At 29.0% G+C, this 15,629-nt stretch carries 17 protein-coding genes and 1 tRNA gene; 9 read left to right on the top strand and 9 right to left on the bottom strand.

Annotation, left to right across the window (positions count from 1 at the left end; translation table 11 throughout):
- Positions 1–31 precede the first annotated feature (31 nt).
- Positions 32–625: an outer membrane beta-barrel protein gene (locus CQA42_RS04145; protein ID WP_115583432.1), complete on the bottom strand. Its 594-nt coding sequence runs from the start codon at positions 623–625 to the stop codon at positions 32–34.
- Positions 626–693: 68 nt separating this feature from the next.
- The gene (locus CQA42_RS04140; RefSeq protein WP_115583431.1) at positions 694–1,095 is read right to left on the bottom strand and encodes a hypothetical protein; all 402 of its coding nucleotides are present in this window, start codon (positions 1,093–1,095) and stop codon (positions 694–696) included.
- 86 nt (positions 1,096–1,181) lie between these two features.
- Here CQA42_RS04140 and CQA42_RS04135 point away from each other — a divergent pair, with 86 nt between their 5' ends.
- Entirely contained in the window at positions 1,182–2,132 is a 951-nt protein-coding gene (locus CQA42_RS04135) for an alpha/beta fold hydrolase (RefSeq protein WP_115583430.1), read from the top strand.
- Here CQA42_RS04135 and CQA42_RS04130 read toward each other — a convergent pair.
- Genes CQA42_RS04130 through CQA42_RS04110 form a run of 5 tightly spaced genes read right to left on the bottom strand, consistent with a single transcriptional unit; the run spans position 2,125 to position 7,698 of the window.
- Entirely contained in the window at positions 2,125–2,589 is a 465-nt protein-coding gene (locus CQA42_RS04130) for a DUF2393 family protein (protein ID WP_181881494.1), read from the bottom strand. The genes CQA42_RS04135 and CQA42_RS04130 overlap by 8 nt on opposite strands.
- A 4-nt stretch (positions 2,590–2,593) precedes the next feature.
- A complete protein-coding gene (gene hisIE, locus CQA42_RS04125) occupies positions 2,594–3,268 on the bottom strand; it encodes a bifunctional phosphoribosyl-AMP cyclohydrolase/phosphoribosyl-ATP diphosphatase HisIE (RefSeq protein ID WP_115583428.1) in 675 nt (224 codons plus the stop codon).
- Positions 3,269–3,277: 9 nt separating this feature from the next.
- The gene (locus CQA42_RS04120; protein ID WP_115583427.1) at positions 3,278–4,393 is read right to left on the bottom strand and encodes a prohibitin family protein; all 1,116 of its coding nucleotides are present in this window, start codon (positions 4,391–4,393) and stop codon (positions 3,278–3,280) included.
- Positions 4,394–4,402: 9 nt separating this feature from the next.
- Entirely contained in the window at positions 4,403–5,329 is a 927-nt protein-coding gene (locus CQA42_RS04115) for a branched-chain amino acid transaminase (RefSeq protein ID WP_115583426.1), read from the bottom strand.
- A gap of 53 nt (positions 5,330–5,382) precedes the next feature.
- On the bottom strand, positions 5,383–7,698 hold the full coding sequence (locus CQA42_RS04110) for a DNA translocase FtsK (protein WP_115583425.1): 2,316 nt from the start codon (positions 7,696–7,698) through the stop codon (positions 5,383–5,385).
- A gap of 111 nt (positions 7,699–7,809) precedes the next feature.
- On the opposite strand from CQA42_RS04110, the gene CQA42_RS08270 reads away from it, so the two are divergent.
- From CQA42_RS08270 to cutA, 3 genes are read left to right on the top strand one after another with little or no spacing between them, the layout of a single operon-like run.
- Positions 7,810–7,977 carry a hypothetical protein gene (locus tag CQA42_RS08270; RefSeq protein WP_181881493.1) on the top strand — a complete coding sequence of 56 codons (168 nt, stop codon included), beginning with the start codon at positions 7,810–7,812 and terminating at the stop codon, positions 7,975–7,977.
- On the top strand, positions 7,962–9,404 hold the full coding sequence (locus CQA42_RS04105; protein ID WP_115583424.1) for a hypothetical protein: 1,443 nt from the start codon (positions 7,962–7,964) through the stop codon (positions 9,402–9,404). The genes CQA42_RS08270 and CQA42_RS04105 overlap by 16 nt, the downstream gene beginning before the upstream one ends.
- Complete coding sequence (gene cutA / locus CQA42_RS04100; RefSeq protein ID WP_115583423.1) at positions 9,394–9,711, top strand: divalent-cation tolerance protein CutA; 318 nt, start codon at positions 9,394–9,396, stop codon at positions 9,709–9,711. Before CQA42_RS04105 ends, cutA begins: the two co-directional genes overlap by 11 nt.
- On the opposite strand, the gene mqnE is transcribed toward cutA, so the two are convergent.
- Positions 9,708–10,748 carry an aminofutalosine synthase MqnE gene (mqnE, locus tag CQA42_RS04095; protein WP_408941436.1) on the bottom strand — a complete coding sequence of 347 codons (1,041 nt, stop codon included), beginning with the start codon at positions 10,746–10,748 and terminating at the stop codon, positions 9,708–9,710. The genes cutA and mqnE overlap by 4 nt on opposite strands.
- A 148-nt stretch (positions 10,749–10,896) precedes the next feature.
- On the opposite strand from mqnE, the gene CQA42_RS04090 reads away from it, so the two are divergent.
- From CQA42_RS04090 to CQA42_RS04075, 4 genes are all read left to right on the top strand, one after another.
- Positions 10,897–11,712: an ATP-binding protein gene (locus CQA42_RS04090; protein WP_115583421.1), complete on the top strand. Its 816-nt coding sequence runs from the start codon at positions 10,897–10,899 to the stop codon at positions 11,710–11,712.
- Positions 11,702–12,322, top strand: a complete 621-nt coding sequence (locus CQA42_RS04085; RefSeq protein ID WP_115583420.1) for an SH3 domain-containing protein — start codon at positions 11,702–11,704, stop codon at positions 12,320–12,322. Before CQA42_RS04090 ends, CQA42_RS04085 begins: the two co-directional genes overlap by 11 nt.
- Positions 12,323–12,324: 2 nt before the next feature.
- Positions 12,325–13,128 (top strand): shikimate dehydrogenase, encoded by an 804-nt coding sequence (locus tag CQA42_RS04080; RefSeq protein ID WP_258865557.1) that lies wholly within the window; start codon positions 12,325–12,327, stop codon positions 13,126–13,128.
- A gap of 178 nt (positions 13,129–13,306) precedes the next feature.
- Positions 13,307–13,774: a DUF305 domain-containing protein gene (locus CQA42_RS04075; protein ID WP_181881492.1), complete on the top strand. Its 468-nt coding sequence runs from the start codon at positions 13,307–13,309 to the stop codon at positions 13,772–13,774.
- Between the two features lie 165 nt (positions 13,775–13,939).
- On the opposite strand, the gene CQA42_RS04070 is transcribed toward CQA42_RS04075, so the two are convergent.
- A tRNA-Ser gene (locus tag CQA42_RS04070) sits at positions 13,940–14,030 on the bottom strand.
- Between the two features lie 216 nt (positions 14,031–14,246).
- Here CQA42_RS04070 and aspA point away from each other — a divergent pair.
- On the top strand, positions 14,247–15,626 hold the full coding sequence (gene aspA / locus CQA42_RS04065; RefSeq protein WP_115583417.1) for an aspartate ammonia-lyase: 1,380 nt from the start codon (positions 14,247–14,249) through the stop codon (positions 15,624–15,626).
- Positions 15,627–15,629 lie beyond the last annotated feature (3 nt).

Here is a 15,629-nt window from a genome sequence, read left to right as displayed (position 1 = left end):
TAGATTTTTAGATTCTAGAATCTAAAAATATTTAAAATTTATAATCATAAGTTAGTGCTACTGCGTAGTTTTGTTTGATTTTATATTCGATACCATCTACTTTTTTTGTCGCTTGTGTTATTGGAAAAGAGACAACCAAACCTAATCTATTATTATCATAACTTGTTCCTATACCTACTCTAGCGTCACTATAAAATGCTGAATGACTTGTATCTATCTTACCAATAAGCGAATAGTCATTTAGTATAGCAAAACCAAGACCAACCCCTACAATCGCATCAAATGAATAATTTTGTGTTTTATAAAAATCAAATATTATATCTGCATTTGCCATAATAGGCATAAAATGTGCAGAACCATTACTGCCTTGCAATTTCACATCAACAAAAGAATCTTTAAAGCTTATATACCCTCGAAGCCCTATTAAATCACTAAAAAAATATCTATATCCAGCCTTAAATCCATACATTGGAGCAGATAGCTTTACCTTGCCACTATAACCATTTGCACTTGCTGCTACACTAACTTCACTTATACCAATCTCAGCCCCTAAGAAAAATCCATCTTTATCATTTGCCATGCTATAACCAAATAATAAACATAAACAAAGTAGAATCTTTTTCATTTAAATCCTTATAAAGTTAATTTAGAATTTAGATTCTACCCCCCCCCATTAAACTAAGCTTAATTTATCTAATTTTTGCAGTCATTGTTTGAAGCTTCAATAGACATCAATTCTTCTTTATTTTCATCAAAATAAACCCATTTCATATTAATATTATTCATTCTATAAAAGTCAGTAAAATCACTATTGCAATAGAAATCTATATTTTGAATACTTAGTCTATTTTGCATCATATCTATAACTTTTTTATTAGACATTACTCTTTTATCAGTTTTATTAAAATCCAAATTATAAGTATAAAGCAAGACATTGTTTTCACATGTCACATCAATAAGGGTAGTGACATTGTCAATTTTCATTGGAATACTATCTTTTAATATCAAAATTTCAACTTGCACTTCATCTTTTTGGCAATTATTGGCATGCATAAAACCACATACAAAAATCAAACTAAAAATCAATCTTTTCATATTTTAATACTTTTAAAAATTATTATAAACAACCACTTTATGAGTGATATAATAAAGGTATAAATTTCACATAAATAAGGTTTTTAATGAATATAATAAAAGAAAATTTTAGCATAGAATCTAATGGGCTTTTAATTTATTTTGATATTTATAAAGATATAGAAATTAATCATTACAAAGGATTGGTGCAAATAGCCCATGGCATGATAGAACACAAAGGAAACTATTCATATATAGCAAATAAATTATCAAAGATTGGATACATAGTAGCCATAAATGATCATAGAGGACATGGAGATAGCATTGGTGGTGATATATCTTTAGGTGAAATGGGCAAAAATGGATTTGAATTGGCAATGCAAGATATGCATAATCTAACTTTATATCTAAAAAATATATATAAGCCTAAAAAGTTTATATTAATAGGACATAGCATGGGTTCTCTTTTGTCAAGAAGGTATTTACAAGAATATGAAAAAGAAATTGATATACTTATCTTATGTGGCACTCCAAGTCCGTATTTTGGTGTAAGTTTTGGAATCTTATTTCTAAAAATATGCAAAACATTTGGATTTAATAAAATAGGTAAATATTTAGGACATAGATTCTCATTTCTAACATTTAATGCAAAATATCAACATATTGATAGTCTAAATGATGGCGTGCCTAGTGGTAGATTATGGACAAATAGAGATGAAAATGAAATCCTAAAACATATAAAAGATAGCAAACAAAATTTTACTTTTAGTATAAATAGCTTTATTGGATTACTTTGTGGAGTAAAAAAAGTATTTAGCAAATATAAAAAAGAAGTAAAAAATCCAAATATGCCAATATTATTTATAAGCGGTGAAGACGATGCTTGTGGCAAATTTGGCAAAGGTGTGCTAAAGGCATACAAACACATAATATCTCAAGGCTACATCAATACAAAACTAATACTATATGCAAATGCTAGACATGAATTATTTGTAGAGTTAAACAAAGATGAAGTAATAGATGATGTTTTATTTTATTTGCAAAATCACTCTATTTAAAACATCGGATAGATATTTTTTTGTATTTATCATCAAATTTAAAATCATCAACAACATTGCTAAAATCTATACTCTTCCCACGAGTGAGGCTAAGATTCTCTAATTTGATTAAAAATTCTGGTTTTTGCAATGGATATAAGCTATTTATATAAAGATACAAATTGCATTTATTTAAATCTTGTTTTCCTTGATTTGTAATCTTTCCATCAATAAAAAAAGAATTCGAATACACAAGCTTTTTTGCACTTGTAAGCTCCAAACTAACTTTGTTTATATAATTATCCACTATGAAAACATTTAAAAATGGTAAAGCTAAAAATAAAATAAAAGCTATGCAAAAAAGCAGAATCCTTTTTATATCACCAAAGAGTAAGCCAAGCAAAAAAATAGCAATATTTATAATAAGTAAGATTGAAAATACAAGAAAATCAAATATAGAAATATAAGAAAAATCCAAGATACTAGCCTTTTCTTTGTGCTTTTTCCTCTAAACCACTTTGTGCAAATCTTTTATTTAGCTCTTGCATAACTCTATCTGGAGAAATATCTTTATAACTTAGTCCAACCAAAGTATGATATATTAAATCTGCACATTCATAAATGATTTCATCATTTTTATTGTCTTTTATTGCAAAGGCAAACTCGCTAGCTTCTTCTACTATTTTTTTTCCAATAGTATTTTCACCTTTTGCATACAAAGAGGCTGTATATGAAGTATCTTTACTTTTTGTTTTTCTATCTTGAAGTATATGATAGAGCTTATCAATCGTGCTATATGGCAAATCAATATTTTGTGATTTGCTTAAATCAATATTGCCATCAAAATCTAGTTTTTTATAAAAACAGCTCACATTTCCAGTATGACAAGCCATGCCATTTTGCTCTACCTTAAATAAAATCGCATCATTATCACAATCAATATAGACTTCTTTTAGAATTTGAATATTTCCACTTTCTTCACCTTTTTTCCAGATTCTATTTTTAGAACGTGAGAAATAATGTGCTACTCCACTTTTTAGACTTAAGTCCAATGCCTCGCTATTTACATAAGCAAGCATTAAGACTTGTAAGCTAGCGTTATCTTGTGTGATAACTGGAATTAAAGGCGTTTTAGTCCAATTTATAGAATCTATCATTGATTGATACTAATTGCTACTATTTACTGATGAGGTCCGCTTTGGATTCTTAGAATCTACCCAAATATTTGGCACTGAACCACCAGGAACTAAGAAAATTTGTGCATCTCTATTTTCTCTTAGTGCGTCATTAAATTTGCCTTGAGTTTCAATCTGTCTTAAATCAAGCAATTTTGAAGACAAGCTATCACTAATAAGTTTATTTGCTTGACTTTGAGCTTTTGCCTCAATAGATACGGCATCTGCTGCACCTTGCGCTTTTGTCCTATTGACATCTGCTTCACCCTTTGCTAGAGTTACTGCTTTTTCTGCTTCCATTTTTGCTTGTTCTACTTCATATTTTTTTCGCTCTGCCTCTTGTCTTGCGACTTGAACTTTTTCAATTTGTTCTCTAATATTTTGTGGCAATACAATCTCTCTAAGCTGGACTGAGCTAAGCGATACAGGCTGATTTGCAAATTTACCTATTTCTGCTTCTATATTTGAGCTAATTAAATTTGCAATATCATTTCTTTTTATTGGCAATTCTTCAGCTGGATATCTACCAACAACACCTCGCACAACATCACGCACAACAGGATTTATGATTTTTTGTTCCCATGATAATCCATAATTAGCAATAGTTTGTGGAGCTGTTGCCCAATTTAGCTGATATTGCACTGTTAGCTCGATTGATACAGTAAGTCCTCTACTATCCATTACACTAATTGCATCATTTCTAAAAATACCCTGATTTTTTCCTACAACACCCATATCTTCTGTTCTTGAAAAATTTATCGTCCTTACTCTAGTATCTACAATAATTACATTTTGAATAATTGGCACAAAAAAATGCAATCCAGGTTGCAATGGGATATTGTCATATTCACCAGCAGTTACTTTGATACCAACTTCACCAGAATTAATAATAACAAATGGTTTTGCAGCAATAAAAATAAATACTAGAACGACAACACAAATAATCCCAACTATTGTTTTATTGCTAGGTTTATTAAAATTTGGATTAAAATTCATCTTTAATGGATTTTTAGGTGGTTTATTATTGCCACCACCATTATTATTTGAATCATTATCACTTTTATTTGCATTTTTTCTTTTTAAATGTTCATTTAAATCAATAGGCATTAATGCTCCTTAGTTTATATAAGTTAAAAAGTTTTGATATTTTGGGTTATTGCCAGATACGATATCAAAGAAAGAATCTTGCAATCTCTTTGTAATGCTTCCTCTTTTTCCATTACCAATGATTCTAAAATCAAGTTCTTTTATAGGTGTGATTTCAGCAGCTGTTCCTGTGAAAAATGCTTCATCTGCGATATAAATCTCATCTCTTGTAATTTTTCTTTCAATTACATTTACACCTAAATCTTTCGCGATTTTTAGCACGCTATCTTGTGTGATAGATTCTAAAGAATTATCATGTGGAGGAGTGATTAACTCACCATTTCTTACTATAAATATGCACTCACCGCTACCTTCTGCTACAAATCCGCTATCATCTAATAATAATGCCTCATCAAAACCACATTGTGTAGCTTCATATTTTGCCATTTGTGAATTTAGATAATTTGCACTAGCCTTTGCTTTTCCCATTAGTGATTTTACGGAATTTCGCACAAAAGAGCTTGTCTTTACTCTAATTCCATTTTCAATTCCATCTTCACCTAGATATGCACCCCAATTCCAAGCAGCAATCATCATATTTACAGGTGCATTAACATGATAAATCCCCATCACACCATAGCCAAGATATATAAGCGGGCGGATATAAACATTGCTGTTATAACAATCTTTATTTGCTTTTAACAAGTCAATATGAGCTTTGTTTATTTCCTCAAAACTATAAGGACAATCAAGCTTTAGAATCTTTGCTGAATTTAGCAATCTTCTTGTATGATCTTCTAGCCTAAATATAGCTAAGCCATTTTTTGTTTTATACGCTCTAGTGCCTTCAAATGTTGCATTTCCATAATGCAAACTATGTGTTAATACATGGATTTTTGCATCTTTCCAATCTACCAATTTTCCATCTTGCCAAATATATTTTGCTTCATCTAACATAAATAATTCTCCAAAAAAATAGATTTTTCATGATTGTATCATATAGCCTTATTTTAACCAATAATCTCTCTAAGATTCTTTGAGTTTGGAGCGGATAAAAATCCTTCTTTTTCCAAAGATTCTAATATATTTGAGGCGCGATTAAACCCAACCCCAAGAGATCTTTGCAAATAACTTGCTGAAGTCCTACCGCTAGAGAGTATTATTTCTTTTGCTTTTTGCATATATTCATCTTCACTTGTATGGGCAATGCTTGTAGATACACCTTGAGTAATATCTTTTGGTTCTAGTGAGAAAAACTCATCATATTCTACGCTTTTTTGTGATCTTATAAAATCTGCTACTCTTTCTATCTCTTTTTCACTGCTATAAGGCGCATGATACCTAGATACCATGTTTTTATCTGAAAATAACATATCACCATTTCCAAGCAATGTTTCTGCACCAACCTTATCTAGCACGACTTTAGAATCCATAGGGCTACCTACACGATAACTCACTCTTGAAGGTAGATTGCTTTTTATTAGTCCTGTTACAACATTTACGGTTGGACGCTGTGTAGCGATGATAAGGTGGATTCCAGATGCTCTTGCTTTAGATGCTAAAGAAGTGAGATATTGTTCAGAATCTTTACCACCCATAATCATCAAATCTGCAAATTCATCAATGATAATTACAATATAAGGCAATTTATCAAATCCATTCTGTATAGCTGCTTTATTGTAACCTATGATATTTTTTACACCAACTTCATTCATAAGCTCATATCTTCTATTCATCTCATCTGTAGCTTTACTAAGAGCAACAACGGCTTTTTTTGGATCTGCAATAATTGGTGTTAGCAAATGTGGAATATCTTTATAAAGGCTTAATTCAACCCTCTTTGGATCAATCATAATAAAACGTAATTGTTCTGGAGTATTTTTATAAAGCAAAGATAAAATCATTCCATTCAACCCCACGCTTTTCCCGCTACCTGTTGTCCCTGCGATAAGCAAATGTGGCAATTGCGCTAAATCATGCACGATAGGTCTGCCTATTATATCCTTACCAAGAGCAATAGCAAGCTGTGCGGTAGAGCCGACAAATTCTTTACTCTCAAAAATCTCTCTAATATAAATTGTCTGTATTGTATTATTTGGAATCTCAATTCCTACCACATCTTTTCCTGGAATTGGTGCTTGAATCCTAATACTTTTTGCTTTTAGTGCCATTGATAAATCATTTTCAAGATTTTGGATTCTTGATACTTTTACATCTGGAGCTGGACGAAATTCAAATGTAGTTACAACAGGTCCGCTATAAATATCTGTAATATCTCCATTTATACGAAAGACTCTAAGCTTGCTAATTAGATTCTGGGCTTTTATATCAATCTCGCTGCCATCAATATCAATCTTTTGATATTTTGGCTCATTTAAAAGGCTAGTTGGTGGCAATGTATATATATCTTGATTTGAATCTATGCTAGATTCTGCTAGATTTGGTGTATTTATAATAGATTGATTTTTTGGTGTATATGAATTAGCACTAAATGCCATATTATTAGATTTATCAATATTTTCATTATAAATAGTATCATTTGTAGAATCCACGATACTAGAATCTACAATAGTAGAATCCACAGCACGAGAATCTGCAATATTATCTTGCTTTATATCCAAATGTGTTTTATCCTGAGGTGGTGGTGGCGTGTGCAATTCTACTTTTCTAATTTCATTATTTCTAATTTCATTTATTTTTTCTCTATCCATTTTCAAACGTTCTATCAAACTTGTAGAATTATTATCACTTACTGATAGATTTGATGTTTGCCTATTTGATAAATCAATATTGATTTTTTTAGATTCTATTATTTCTTTAGATTCTTTATTTGGTGAGATTGGATTATTAAATATATTTAATCCTTCTTTTCTTAATGGTTCTCTATGTAAATCACTATTTCTAGGGTTTTGATGGGTAAAATCTTGGCTAGTTTTTAATCTAATTTGCAAGCTATCATTATTTAGATCATTATTAAAATCATTTAATACAGGTTCATCTAAACTTCTAATATAAGCTAGATTCTTATCATCAATTGGCAATTCCTTTGGCAATACTTTTTGTTCATTTACTTGTTGATTATTTGTAGGTATGTCAGATTCTGTATTCCTTGTCTTAGATCGAATCTTATCTGCTTCTTCTTTGAATTCAAGCTCAATTAATTCATCATCACTTAATTCTCTTCTAATTTTATATTTTTCTTCTGCTTCTCTTAATTGTTTGATAATCGGACTATCTTGCGTTATTACTTTTTGTTTAATATTTTGAGATTTTATTTCTTGCGGATGTTCTAAGCCTCTTTTTATAATCCTAATTTCATTATCCATAAAATATAGATACCTTAATCCTTAAAATTTTTATATCATTATAACATAGCTTTATAAGTAAGCCTTACTTATGCTAGAATCTTAAAAATAATTAAACTTAGCGGATCAATTATGAAAAAAATCACACTAGAAGACTTTATTCAAAAACCAAAAGATTCTAATACCATAGTAACGCTAAATAATGATGATTTATTTATATTTCTTCAAAATTCAAAAGAAATATTAGAACTCATCGATCCTAAAAAACCAAAAAAAGAACAACAATGCACGGAAAAATAGTGCAATACTCACACACAACAGGCGTAGGAACGATTATAAATGCTTCAAAAAAGCTTTTTGATTTTAAAATTGCTAGTTGGCATGATAATACAAAGATTCCAGAAATAAATCTATTAGTAGAGTTTAGATTAGAAGATGAAAAACATAATGTAATTGATATAAGAAGCTCAAAATATCAAGAATTTGATAGTGAGAGTATCATAAAAGAAAGAGATTTTTGGAAAACAAATACAGATGAGGAACTAGAAAAACTAGAATCCAATGTATTTGATGACTTGATTGCAGAAACATACAAAAAAACAGACTATGCAAAATTAACATCTATTCCAATAAGTATTTCAATAAACAAATTTATACAATACCACTTTGAAAATGAAATAAAAATCATAAAATCAGCCTACAAATTGCCAATTGATAACTATGAAAAATTAGATTATAGAATTGTAAATAGATTTATCAAAAGGACTTTAGATTCTCTAATTTGTGTTGATAGGAGGATTACAAAAGATACTTTTTCTATATATTTGCAGATTCTAGGAAAATTACAATATTTTATAACACCATTTTATATAGCAAATCAAAATGCAAAAAAAGTTTATGAAGAGGGTTTTTTATCCCAACAGCTTTATTTCAACGCTGCAAATAGAAAACTAATAAATCTAAAAGATGATATTTTAAAACTAAAATCGAGAGAAAAAAGTGCAAAAAGTGAGATTCACTCCTTGCAATTAAAGCTAACATCTGCTGGAGTAAAAAACGAGCAAATATTAAAAGAAAGATTAGCAACAATAAATGCAATACATAAAGAATGCAAAGAAAAAACAATAATACTAACAAAAATAAAAGATAGAGTAGAAAAACTTATAGAAATATTTAAAGAAAGTTACAAAAAAGATTTTATTAATAACTTTGATAAGACAAAAGAGCAGATATTTGAACATATAAAAAATGCTCTAAATATCACAATCACATCACTAGATAACAAAATATGGAAGCTAGGAATGGCAAGCGATCCTGTAAAAAATCAGTTTTTAAAGCTTCAGAGCAATTATTCATTTTGCACACTTGCTTTCATACAGCAATATATAAAAACTCTAGATTCTTCAAAGCTAAATGATAATGATAGATTGCTAAATATTTATATCAATAAATACAAAGAAAGAAATTGTAAAAGAATATTAATTGTATCAAATAGAAATGAATTTGAGATGAAACTGAAATTTGACATACTCACAAGATACAAAGATTTTATCGTTACACAGACCAATAAAAAAGTAGAATACCTAATAATAATCGCAAATCAAAAATTTGATTTTGTAGTCATTGATAATGATATGAAAGAAGATAAGCCAATTGATATGATTATACAAGGTAAAAATACTAAGCTAAACAAAAATACAACATTCATACTAATAAATGAAGAATAAAATATACATCATCAAAACAACTTTTAATGATATAAAAGATGTAAATAAACTCCAAAATATATTATTAGAAAAAAATCTTGCTTCTTGCATACAAATAAATCAAATAAAAAGTGCATACATCTGGGAAGGCAAAATCTGTAATGAAGATGAAATACAATTAAGCATAAAAACAAATAAGAAAAATGCAAAAAAGATAGAATCCATCATCCTAGATACACATCCATATGAAATTCCACAGATTCTAATCCTAAAATCAAAAGCAAGCAAAAGCTATCTAAAATGGCACAAAAATGAGCTAAGAGACTAATAAGATTCTATCTCATTATAAAGGCTATCCCTTAGCACAGGTATAAATCCAGCGTCTTTTATTTGTGAAATTAACTCATCTTTGTTAATTCCTCTTTTGCTATTTGCACCACCTGCACTTTGGATATTTTCTATCTCTATCGTGCCATCAATATCATTTGCACCAAATTCTTGTGATACAAGAGCTAGATTTAAGCCTAAAGTAGCCCAATAAGCTTTTATATTTGGCACATTTGGAAGCAAGATTCTACTTATTGCAATAGTTTTTAAAATCTCAATACCACTTGGAAATTTTTTTACATTTAAAAAATTGTTTTGTCTTTGGTAAAGAAGAGGGATAAAGGCATTAAATCCATCGCTTTTATCTTGCAATTTTCTAATTTCTAATATATGGTGGATTCTGTGTTCTTTAGATTCTATATGTCCAAAAAGCATTGTTGCATTGCTTTTTTTACCCATACTATGCCAGATTGAATGTATTTTTAGCCAATTTTGCGCATCGACTTTACCCTTGCATATTTTTTCTCTAACTTCACTAGCAAATATTTCAGCTCCACCACCAGGCATAGAATCTACACCAGAATCTTGCATATCTTGCAATATATTTTCATAGCTTTTATTAAATCTTCTATGCAAAAAATCAACTTCTGCAGCAGTCATTGCCTTTATATGAATATCACTAAATTTATCTTTTAGTGTTTTAAAAATATCAAAATACCAAGCATATGGATAATTTGGATTATGAGCACTTACTATGTGAAATTCTCTAGCTCCACGATTGTATGCACTTGCAGCATCGCCTAGTATTTCTTCTTTTGTCATTTCATATGGATTTGGATTTTTTCTATGTGATGAAAATGCGCAAAATTTACAAATATCTGCACAAATATTGCTAGGATTAATATGCCTATTTACATTAAAATAAACTTTATTACTATGAATATCTTCTCTAATGCTATGTGCCATATCTCCTAATTCAAACAAATCTAAATCATATAATTTTACAAGATTATCTATGCTTAAATCATTTATATCAATCATAATTTAAACCTTTTTTTAATATTAAATTTATTTTATTATGCTCAAATTGATTGTATCAAAGTTTTTATTAATTACATTTAGGTAGTAAATATAGTATTATTACAAATATCGCAATTATGTAAGTATAAAAAATAAGGTTATATAAATGAATCCTTTTAGTGATGCAAAAAATGTATTTCTAGAAAAAGTCGATAGTATGGAATATATCGATTTAGATATTAATATTGCAGCAAGGAACAAGCTTGAACAATTAATCCAAAAAGTGCCATTTCAAATAGTTTTACTCACAGGACAACCAGGGGTTGGCAAAAGCTACTTGATACAACAATTAGCAAAAAACATATCAACTGAATCTTTGCATATACAATTGTTTCCATTTTTATCTTTAAATGGATTCTTAGCACAGCTTCATCTAAAATTTTTACCACATATAGAAATAAACAAAAATATGACAAGAGATGAGTTTTTCAAAAGCTTTTCTACAAACTTACCAAAAAATGAGCTAGCTCCAACAATAGTAATTGATGAAGTGCAATTATATGGAGATAGAGAGCTTGAAGTGATTAGAATGCTATCTGATTGTAGAGTTTTTAGATTTATATTAGTTACTCATACATTAAGCAATAAAGAAGTATTAAATGAAAGCTATTTTACATCTAGAATCTGGGATAAAGTAGTCATAAGTCAATTAGATGTAAAAAACTTACGACTTTTTATAACACAAAAGCTAGCAAAAGCTGGGCTAGATTCTGTTTCATTTTTGCTTAAAAATAATAATTATAAATTTATGCATAAACAAACCAAAGGCAACCTAAGACTTCTTACTAGAATGTGCTTTTTATTATTTGATATTTGTGAATATTATTATGATATAGAGCCTACATTGTTTAGTAAAGGAGTAATGCCAAATAAATATTTAGAAATGGCAGCAATTGAGTTAGGGAGCTTAGATGCAAGGTAAATATAAAATCTATATTTCATATATTATGGTTATGCTTATTGGTGTAGTTTTATTTATCTTATTTATTTTATTTATCGAAAAAAGAAACAAAATCAATCTAGAAGAAATAGTTACTACAGCACCAATACAAACATCTCCATCGCTAAATAAAGATCTTGAAGAACCTATAAAAATGATTGACAATATAGAAGCCCTAAATACAAAAGAAGAAGATATAAAAAATATTTATAGGGTTGTTACAAATATATTAAATATTAGAGAAAAACCAAATACAGAATCTAAAATAATAAGACAATACATAAACGGAAATAATATTGAAATAATAAATATAAATGGGCAGTGGGGCGAGCTAAAAAATGGTGGCTTTGCATATATGGGATTGTTAGAAAAAAATGATGATAAAAATGCAGAGATTGCAAGCAATGATGGTGTAACACCATACATAATAAAAGTAAAGAATCTAAATATTAGAGAAAAACCAAATACAGAATCTAAAATAATAAGACAAATGCATATTAATCAAAAAATATTTATAGAAAATATTGAAGGGAAATGGGGCAAAGTAGCTGGTGGAGGATTTGTATATATGGAGCTACTTAGCAAAAAGTAATTATGAAATTATTTGCTGTTTTTGGAAATCCAATAGCACACTCAAAATCCCCTATACTGCACAATTACACACTTTATAAGCTAAAAATTGATGCACGATATTCAAGATATTTATTAGATTCAAGTAAGGATTTTAGAGAATTATTTTTTTTACTTGGATTAAGTGGTGCGAATATTACACTTCCTTATAAAGAAGATGTAGCAAATATTTGTGATGAGATTTGTGGAATCGCACAAAAAATTGGTGCTGTAAATACGATAATAAAAAAAGATAATAAAATAATTGGCTACAACACAGATGCGATAGGATTCTACAAAAATATAGAATCTAAAAATATCAAAAATGCCTTGATTCTTGGAGCAGGTGGTAGTGCAAAAGCAATTGCAATGATTTTAAAAGAAAAAAATATAAATGTAATAATCTCAAATAGAAGCAAAAAAAATCTCTCTTTTTTTGATGAGAAGGGCTTTGAGACTTGCATAAATGATGAAATACTAGAATGCACAAAAAAAATAGAATTTGATATCATAATAAATGCTACATCATCATCCATAAATAACACCTTGCCACTTCAAAAAGATTCTTTAGAATCTTTATTTGAACGTTCAAAAATCGCATTTGATTTGATGTATGGAAAAGAATGTATATTTTTAGAATTTGCAAAAATAAAAGGACTAGATACAATAAATGGCTCAAAAATGCTTTTATATCAAGCAATCCCTGCATTAAGCATATTTACAAATATTGATGAAACAAAAATAAAGCCACATATGGAATATATTTACAATATCATAAACCATGATTGACAAAAACTACATATTTTTATGTGAAACTTAAATATCTCAACACAAAGGATACAAAATAAAAAAGATAGCAATATTAATCATAACATCAACCATTCTTTTTGCAGATTCTGCCTCCATAGAACAAAATAAAAATCAAGAAATTTTAAATTCTATGCATCACAGCATGCATGGTGTATCTATGAGTTGCAATGAAAATATAGATTTTTTAACAGATATGATTACACATCATCAAGGGGCGGTAGATTCTGCTACATTGTATTTAGATGAAGCAGAAAACGATATTTTAGAAGAAATAGCAAAACAGATTATAGACACACAAAGCAATGAGATTGAATACTTTCAAGATTTGATAGAAAGATTACAAAAAGACAAAAAAGATTGCGATAGCGTATCTTATAAAGAATTCCAAGATAAATCACAAATAGATTTAGAAACCATGATACAAGAAATGAATAGTATAAAATATAGCGGAAATATCGATTTTGATTTTGCAAAAGCTATGATAGAACATCACAAAAGTGCTATAAATAGTGCAAAAACAATCCTAAAATACACAAAAAATGCCGAAATAAAGCAAATTGCAAATGACATAATAAAATTGCAAGATGATGAAATAAAACAAATACAAAAAGCAATAAAAGAATAAATATTTTAAAAATCCAACATAAAGAGGGGGATTCTCCTCTTATTATTTTACACCCAATCTAACACCCACTAAAAAATTATTTTGTGTAATTTCTAGAATCTATGTGATTAAAAATAAAAATCTTTTAAAGTAGTTAATAAGAAAGTAAAAAATAAATATATGCTATGGCGGACAGGGAGGGATTCGAACCCTCGGTAATCTTGCGACTACGCGTCCTTAGCAGGGACGTGGTTTAAGCCAACTCACCCACCGGTCCTAAAGTATGCCAAAGATTTTGATAGAAATGGGGATTCTACCAAAAAAATCTTAAATTTAAACATTTATACACTAAATACATGAAATATTATTTATATAAATCTTTTAGAAAAAAGCTATACAATTCTTAACAATAGAGATTTAAATCCCCCAAAAAAACGCTTAAAACCAACACTAAAAAGATTATAATCATAATATATTGTTATAAGGATTTGTAATGAAAAGAATAGAAAAAGATTTTATTGGTGAGATGGAGATAGATGATAGTTGTTATTATGGGATACAAACATTAAGAGCGATAGAAAATTTCCCTATAGGAGAGCAAAGACTAAATGACTTTCCAATCTTTATAAATAGCATTGTTATAGTAAAAAAAGCTGCTGCTTTGGCAAACTATGAATTAGGATTATTATCATTTGAACTAAAAGAAGCGATAATAAAGGCTTGCGATAAAATACTAGAGGGAGGCTATTATTCCCAATTTGTAGTGCCAATGATACAAGGTGGAGCTGGCACAAGCACTAATATGAATGCAAATGAAGTAATAGCAAATATAGCATTAGAGATTCTAGGGCATAAAAAGGGTGAATATCAATTTTGTCATCCAAATGATCATATAAATAAAAGTCAATCTACAAATGATGCATATCCAACTGCAATGAGGCTAGCTTTATATATTCGTTTGGGTGAATTAGCAGAATCTATGGATGTATTAAATAATTCATTTATGAATAAAGCAAAAGAATTTAGCGATGTCATAAAGATGGGAAGGACGCAGCTCCAAGATGCAGTGCCTATGACTTTAGGACAAGAATTTGCAGCTTTTGGTTTAATGCTACAAAAAGATAGAGATAGAATCTTGCATTCAAGAGATGAATTCAAAATCATAAATCTAGGTGGAACTGCAATAGGAACAGGCATCAATACACCTAAAAACTATAAAAATATAGTTGAAAAAAAGTTACAAGAAATAACAAAAATAGATTTTATCACTGCAAGAGATTTAATAGAAGCTACTCAAAGCACAGGAGCTTATGTCCAAATAAGTGGAATCCTAAAAAGAGCAGCAGTAAAACTTACAAAAATATGCAATGATTTAAGGTTGCTTAGCTCTGGACCAAGAGCTGGACTAAATGAAATAAACCTACCAAAAATGCAGCCTGGAAGCTCTATAATGCCTGGAAAAGTAAATCCTGTAATCCCTGAAGTAGTAAATCAAGTATGCTTTTTGTTAATAGGAAGTGATACAACGATAACAATGGCTGCTGCTGGCGGACAATTGCAATTAAATGTATTTGAACCCGTGATTATATTTTCATTATTAAATTCTATAAATTTATTACAAGATGCAAATATAACTCTAGCCAATAAGTGCATAGATGGAATCACTGCAAATAAAGATGTTTGCAAGAATTTTGTTTTAAATAGCATAGGATTAGTAACAGCACTAAATCCAAAAATAGGATATGAAAAATCAGCAGAAGTAGCAAAAATCGCACTAAATTCTAATAGAAGTATAGTCGAAGTCGTGCTTGAAAAAGGATATTTAACAAAAGATGAATTAAATGAACTATTGCAAATAGAAAATATGATTTAATAA

Source organism: Helicobacter sp. MIT 99-5507, from assembly GCF_003364295.1.
Lineage (GTDB): Bacteria > Campylobacterota > Campylobacteria > Campylobacterales > Helicobacteraceae > NHYM01.
This window is presented reverse-complemented; position numbering and strand designations above follow the sequence as displayed.

What these genes read in the sequence shown, in the direction of transcription:
- CQA42_RS04145 (WP_115583432.1), bottom strand. Translation starts at nt 625, where the DNA reads ATGAAAAAGATTCTACTTTGTTTATGTTTATTATTTGGTTATAGCATG.
- CQA42_RS04140 (WP_115583431.1), bottom strand. Translation starts at nt 1,095, where the DNA reads ATGAAAAGATTGATTTTTAGTTTGATTTTTGTATGTGGTTTTATGCAT.
- CQA42_RS04135 (WP_115583430.1), top strand. Translation starts at nt 1,182, where the DNA reads ATGAATATAATAAAAGAAAATTTTAGCATAGAATCTAATGGGCTTTTA.
- hisIE (WP_115583428.1), bottom strand. Translation starts at nt 3,268, where the DNA reads ATGATAGATTCTATAAATTGGACTAAAACGCCTTTAATTCCAGTTATC.
- CQA42_RS04120 (WP_115583427.1), bottom strand. Translation starts at nt 4,393, where the DNA reads ATGCCTATTGATTTAAATGAACATTTAAAAAGAAAAAATGCAAATAAA.
- CQA42_RS04115 (WP_115583426.1), bottom strand. Translation starts at nt 5,329, where the DNA reads ATGTTAGATGAAGCAAAATATATTTGGCAAGATGGAAAATTGGTAGAT.
- CQA42_RS04110 (WP_115583425.1), bottom strand. Translation starts at nt 7,698, where the DNA reads ATGGATAATGAAATTAGGATTATAAAAAGAGGCTTAGAACATCCGCAA.
- CQA42_RS08270 (WP_181881493.1), top strand. Translation starts at nt 7,810, where the DNA reads ATGAAAAAAATCACACTAGAAGACTTTATTCAAAAACCAAAAGATTCT.
- CQA42_RS04105 (WP_115583424.1), top strand. Translation starts at nt 7,962, where the DNA reads ATGCACGGAAAAATAGTGCAATACTCACACACAACAGGCGTAGGAACG.
- cutA (WP_115583423.1), top strand. Translation starts at nt 9,394, where the DNA reads ATGAAGAATAAAATATACATCATCAAAACAACTTTTAATGATATAAAA.
- CQA42_RS04090 (WP_115583421.1), top strand. Translation starts at nt 10,897, where the DNA reads ATGAATCCTTTTAGTGATGCAAAAAATGTATTTCTAGAAAAAGTCGAT.
- CQA42_RS04085 (WP_115583420.1), top strand. Translation starts at nt 11,702, where the DNA reads ATGCAAGGTAAATATAAAATCTATATTTCATATATTATGGTTATGCTT.
- CQA42_RS04080 (WP_258865557.1), top strand. Translation starts at nt 12,325, where the DNA reads ATGAAATTATTTGCTGTTTTTGGAAATCCAATAGCACACTCAAAATCC.
- CQA42_RS04075 (WP_181881492.1), top strand. Translation starts at nt 13,307, where the DNA reads ATGAGTTGCAATGAAAATATAGATTTTTTAACAGATATGATTACACAT.
- aspA (WP_115583417.1), top strand. Translation starts at nt 14,247, where the DNA reads ATGAAAAGAATAGAAAAAGATTTTATTGGTGAGATGGAGATAGATGAT.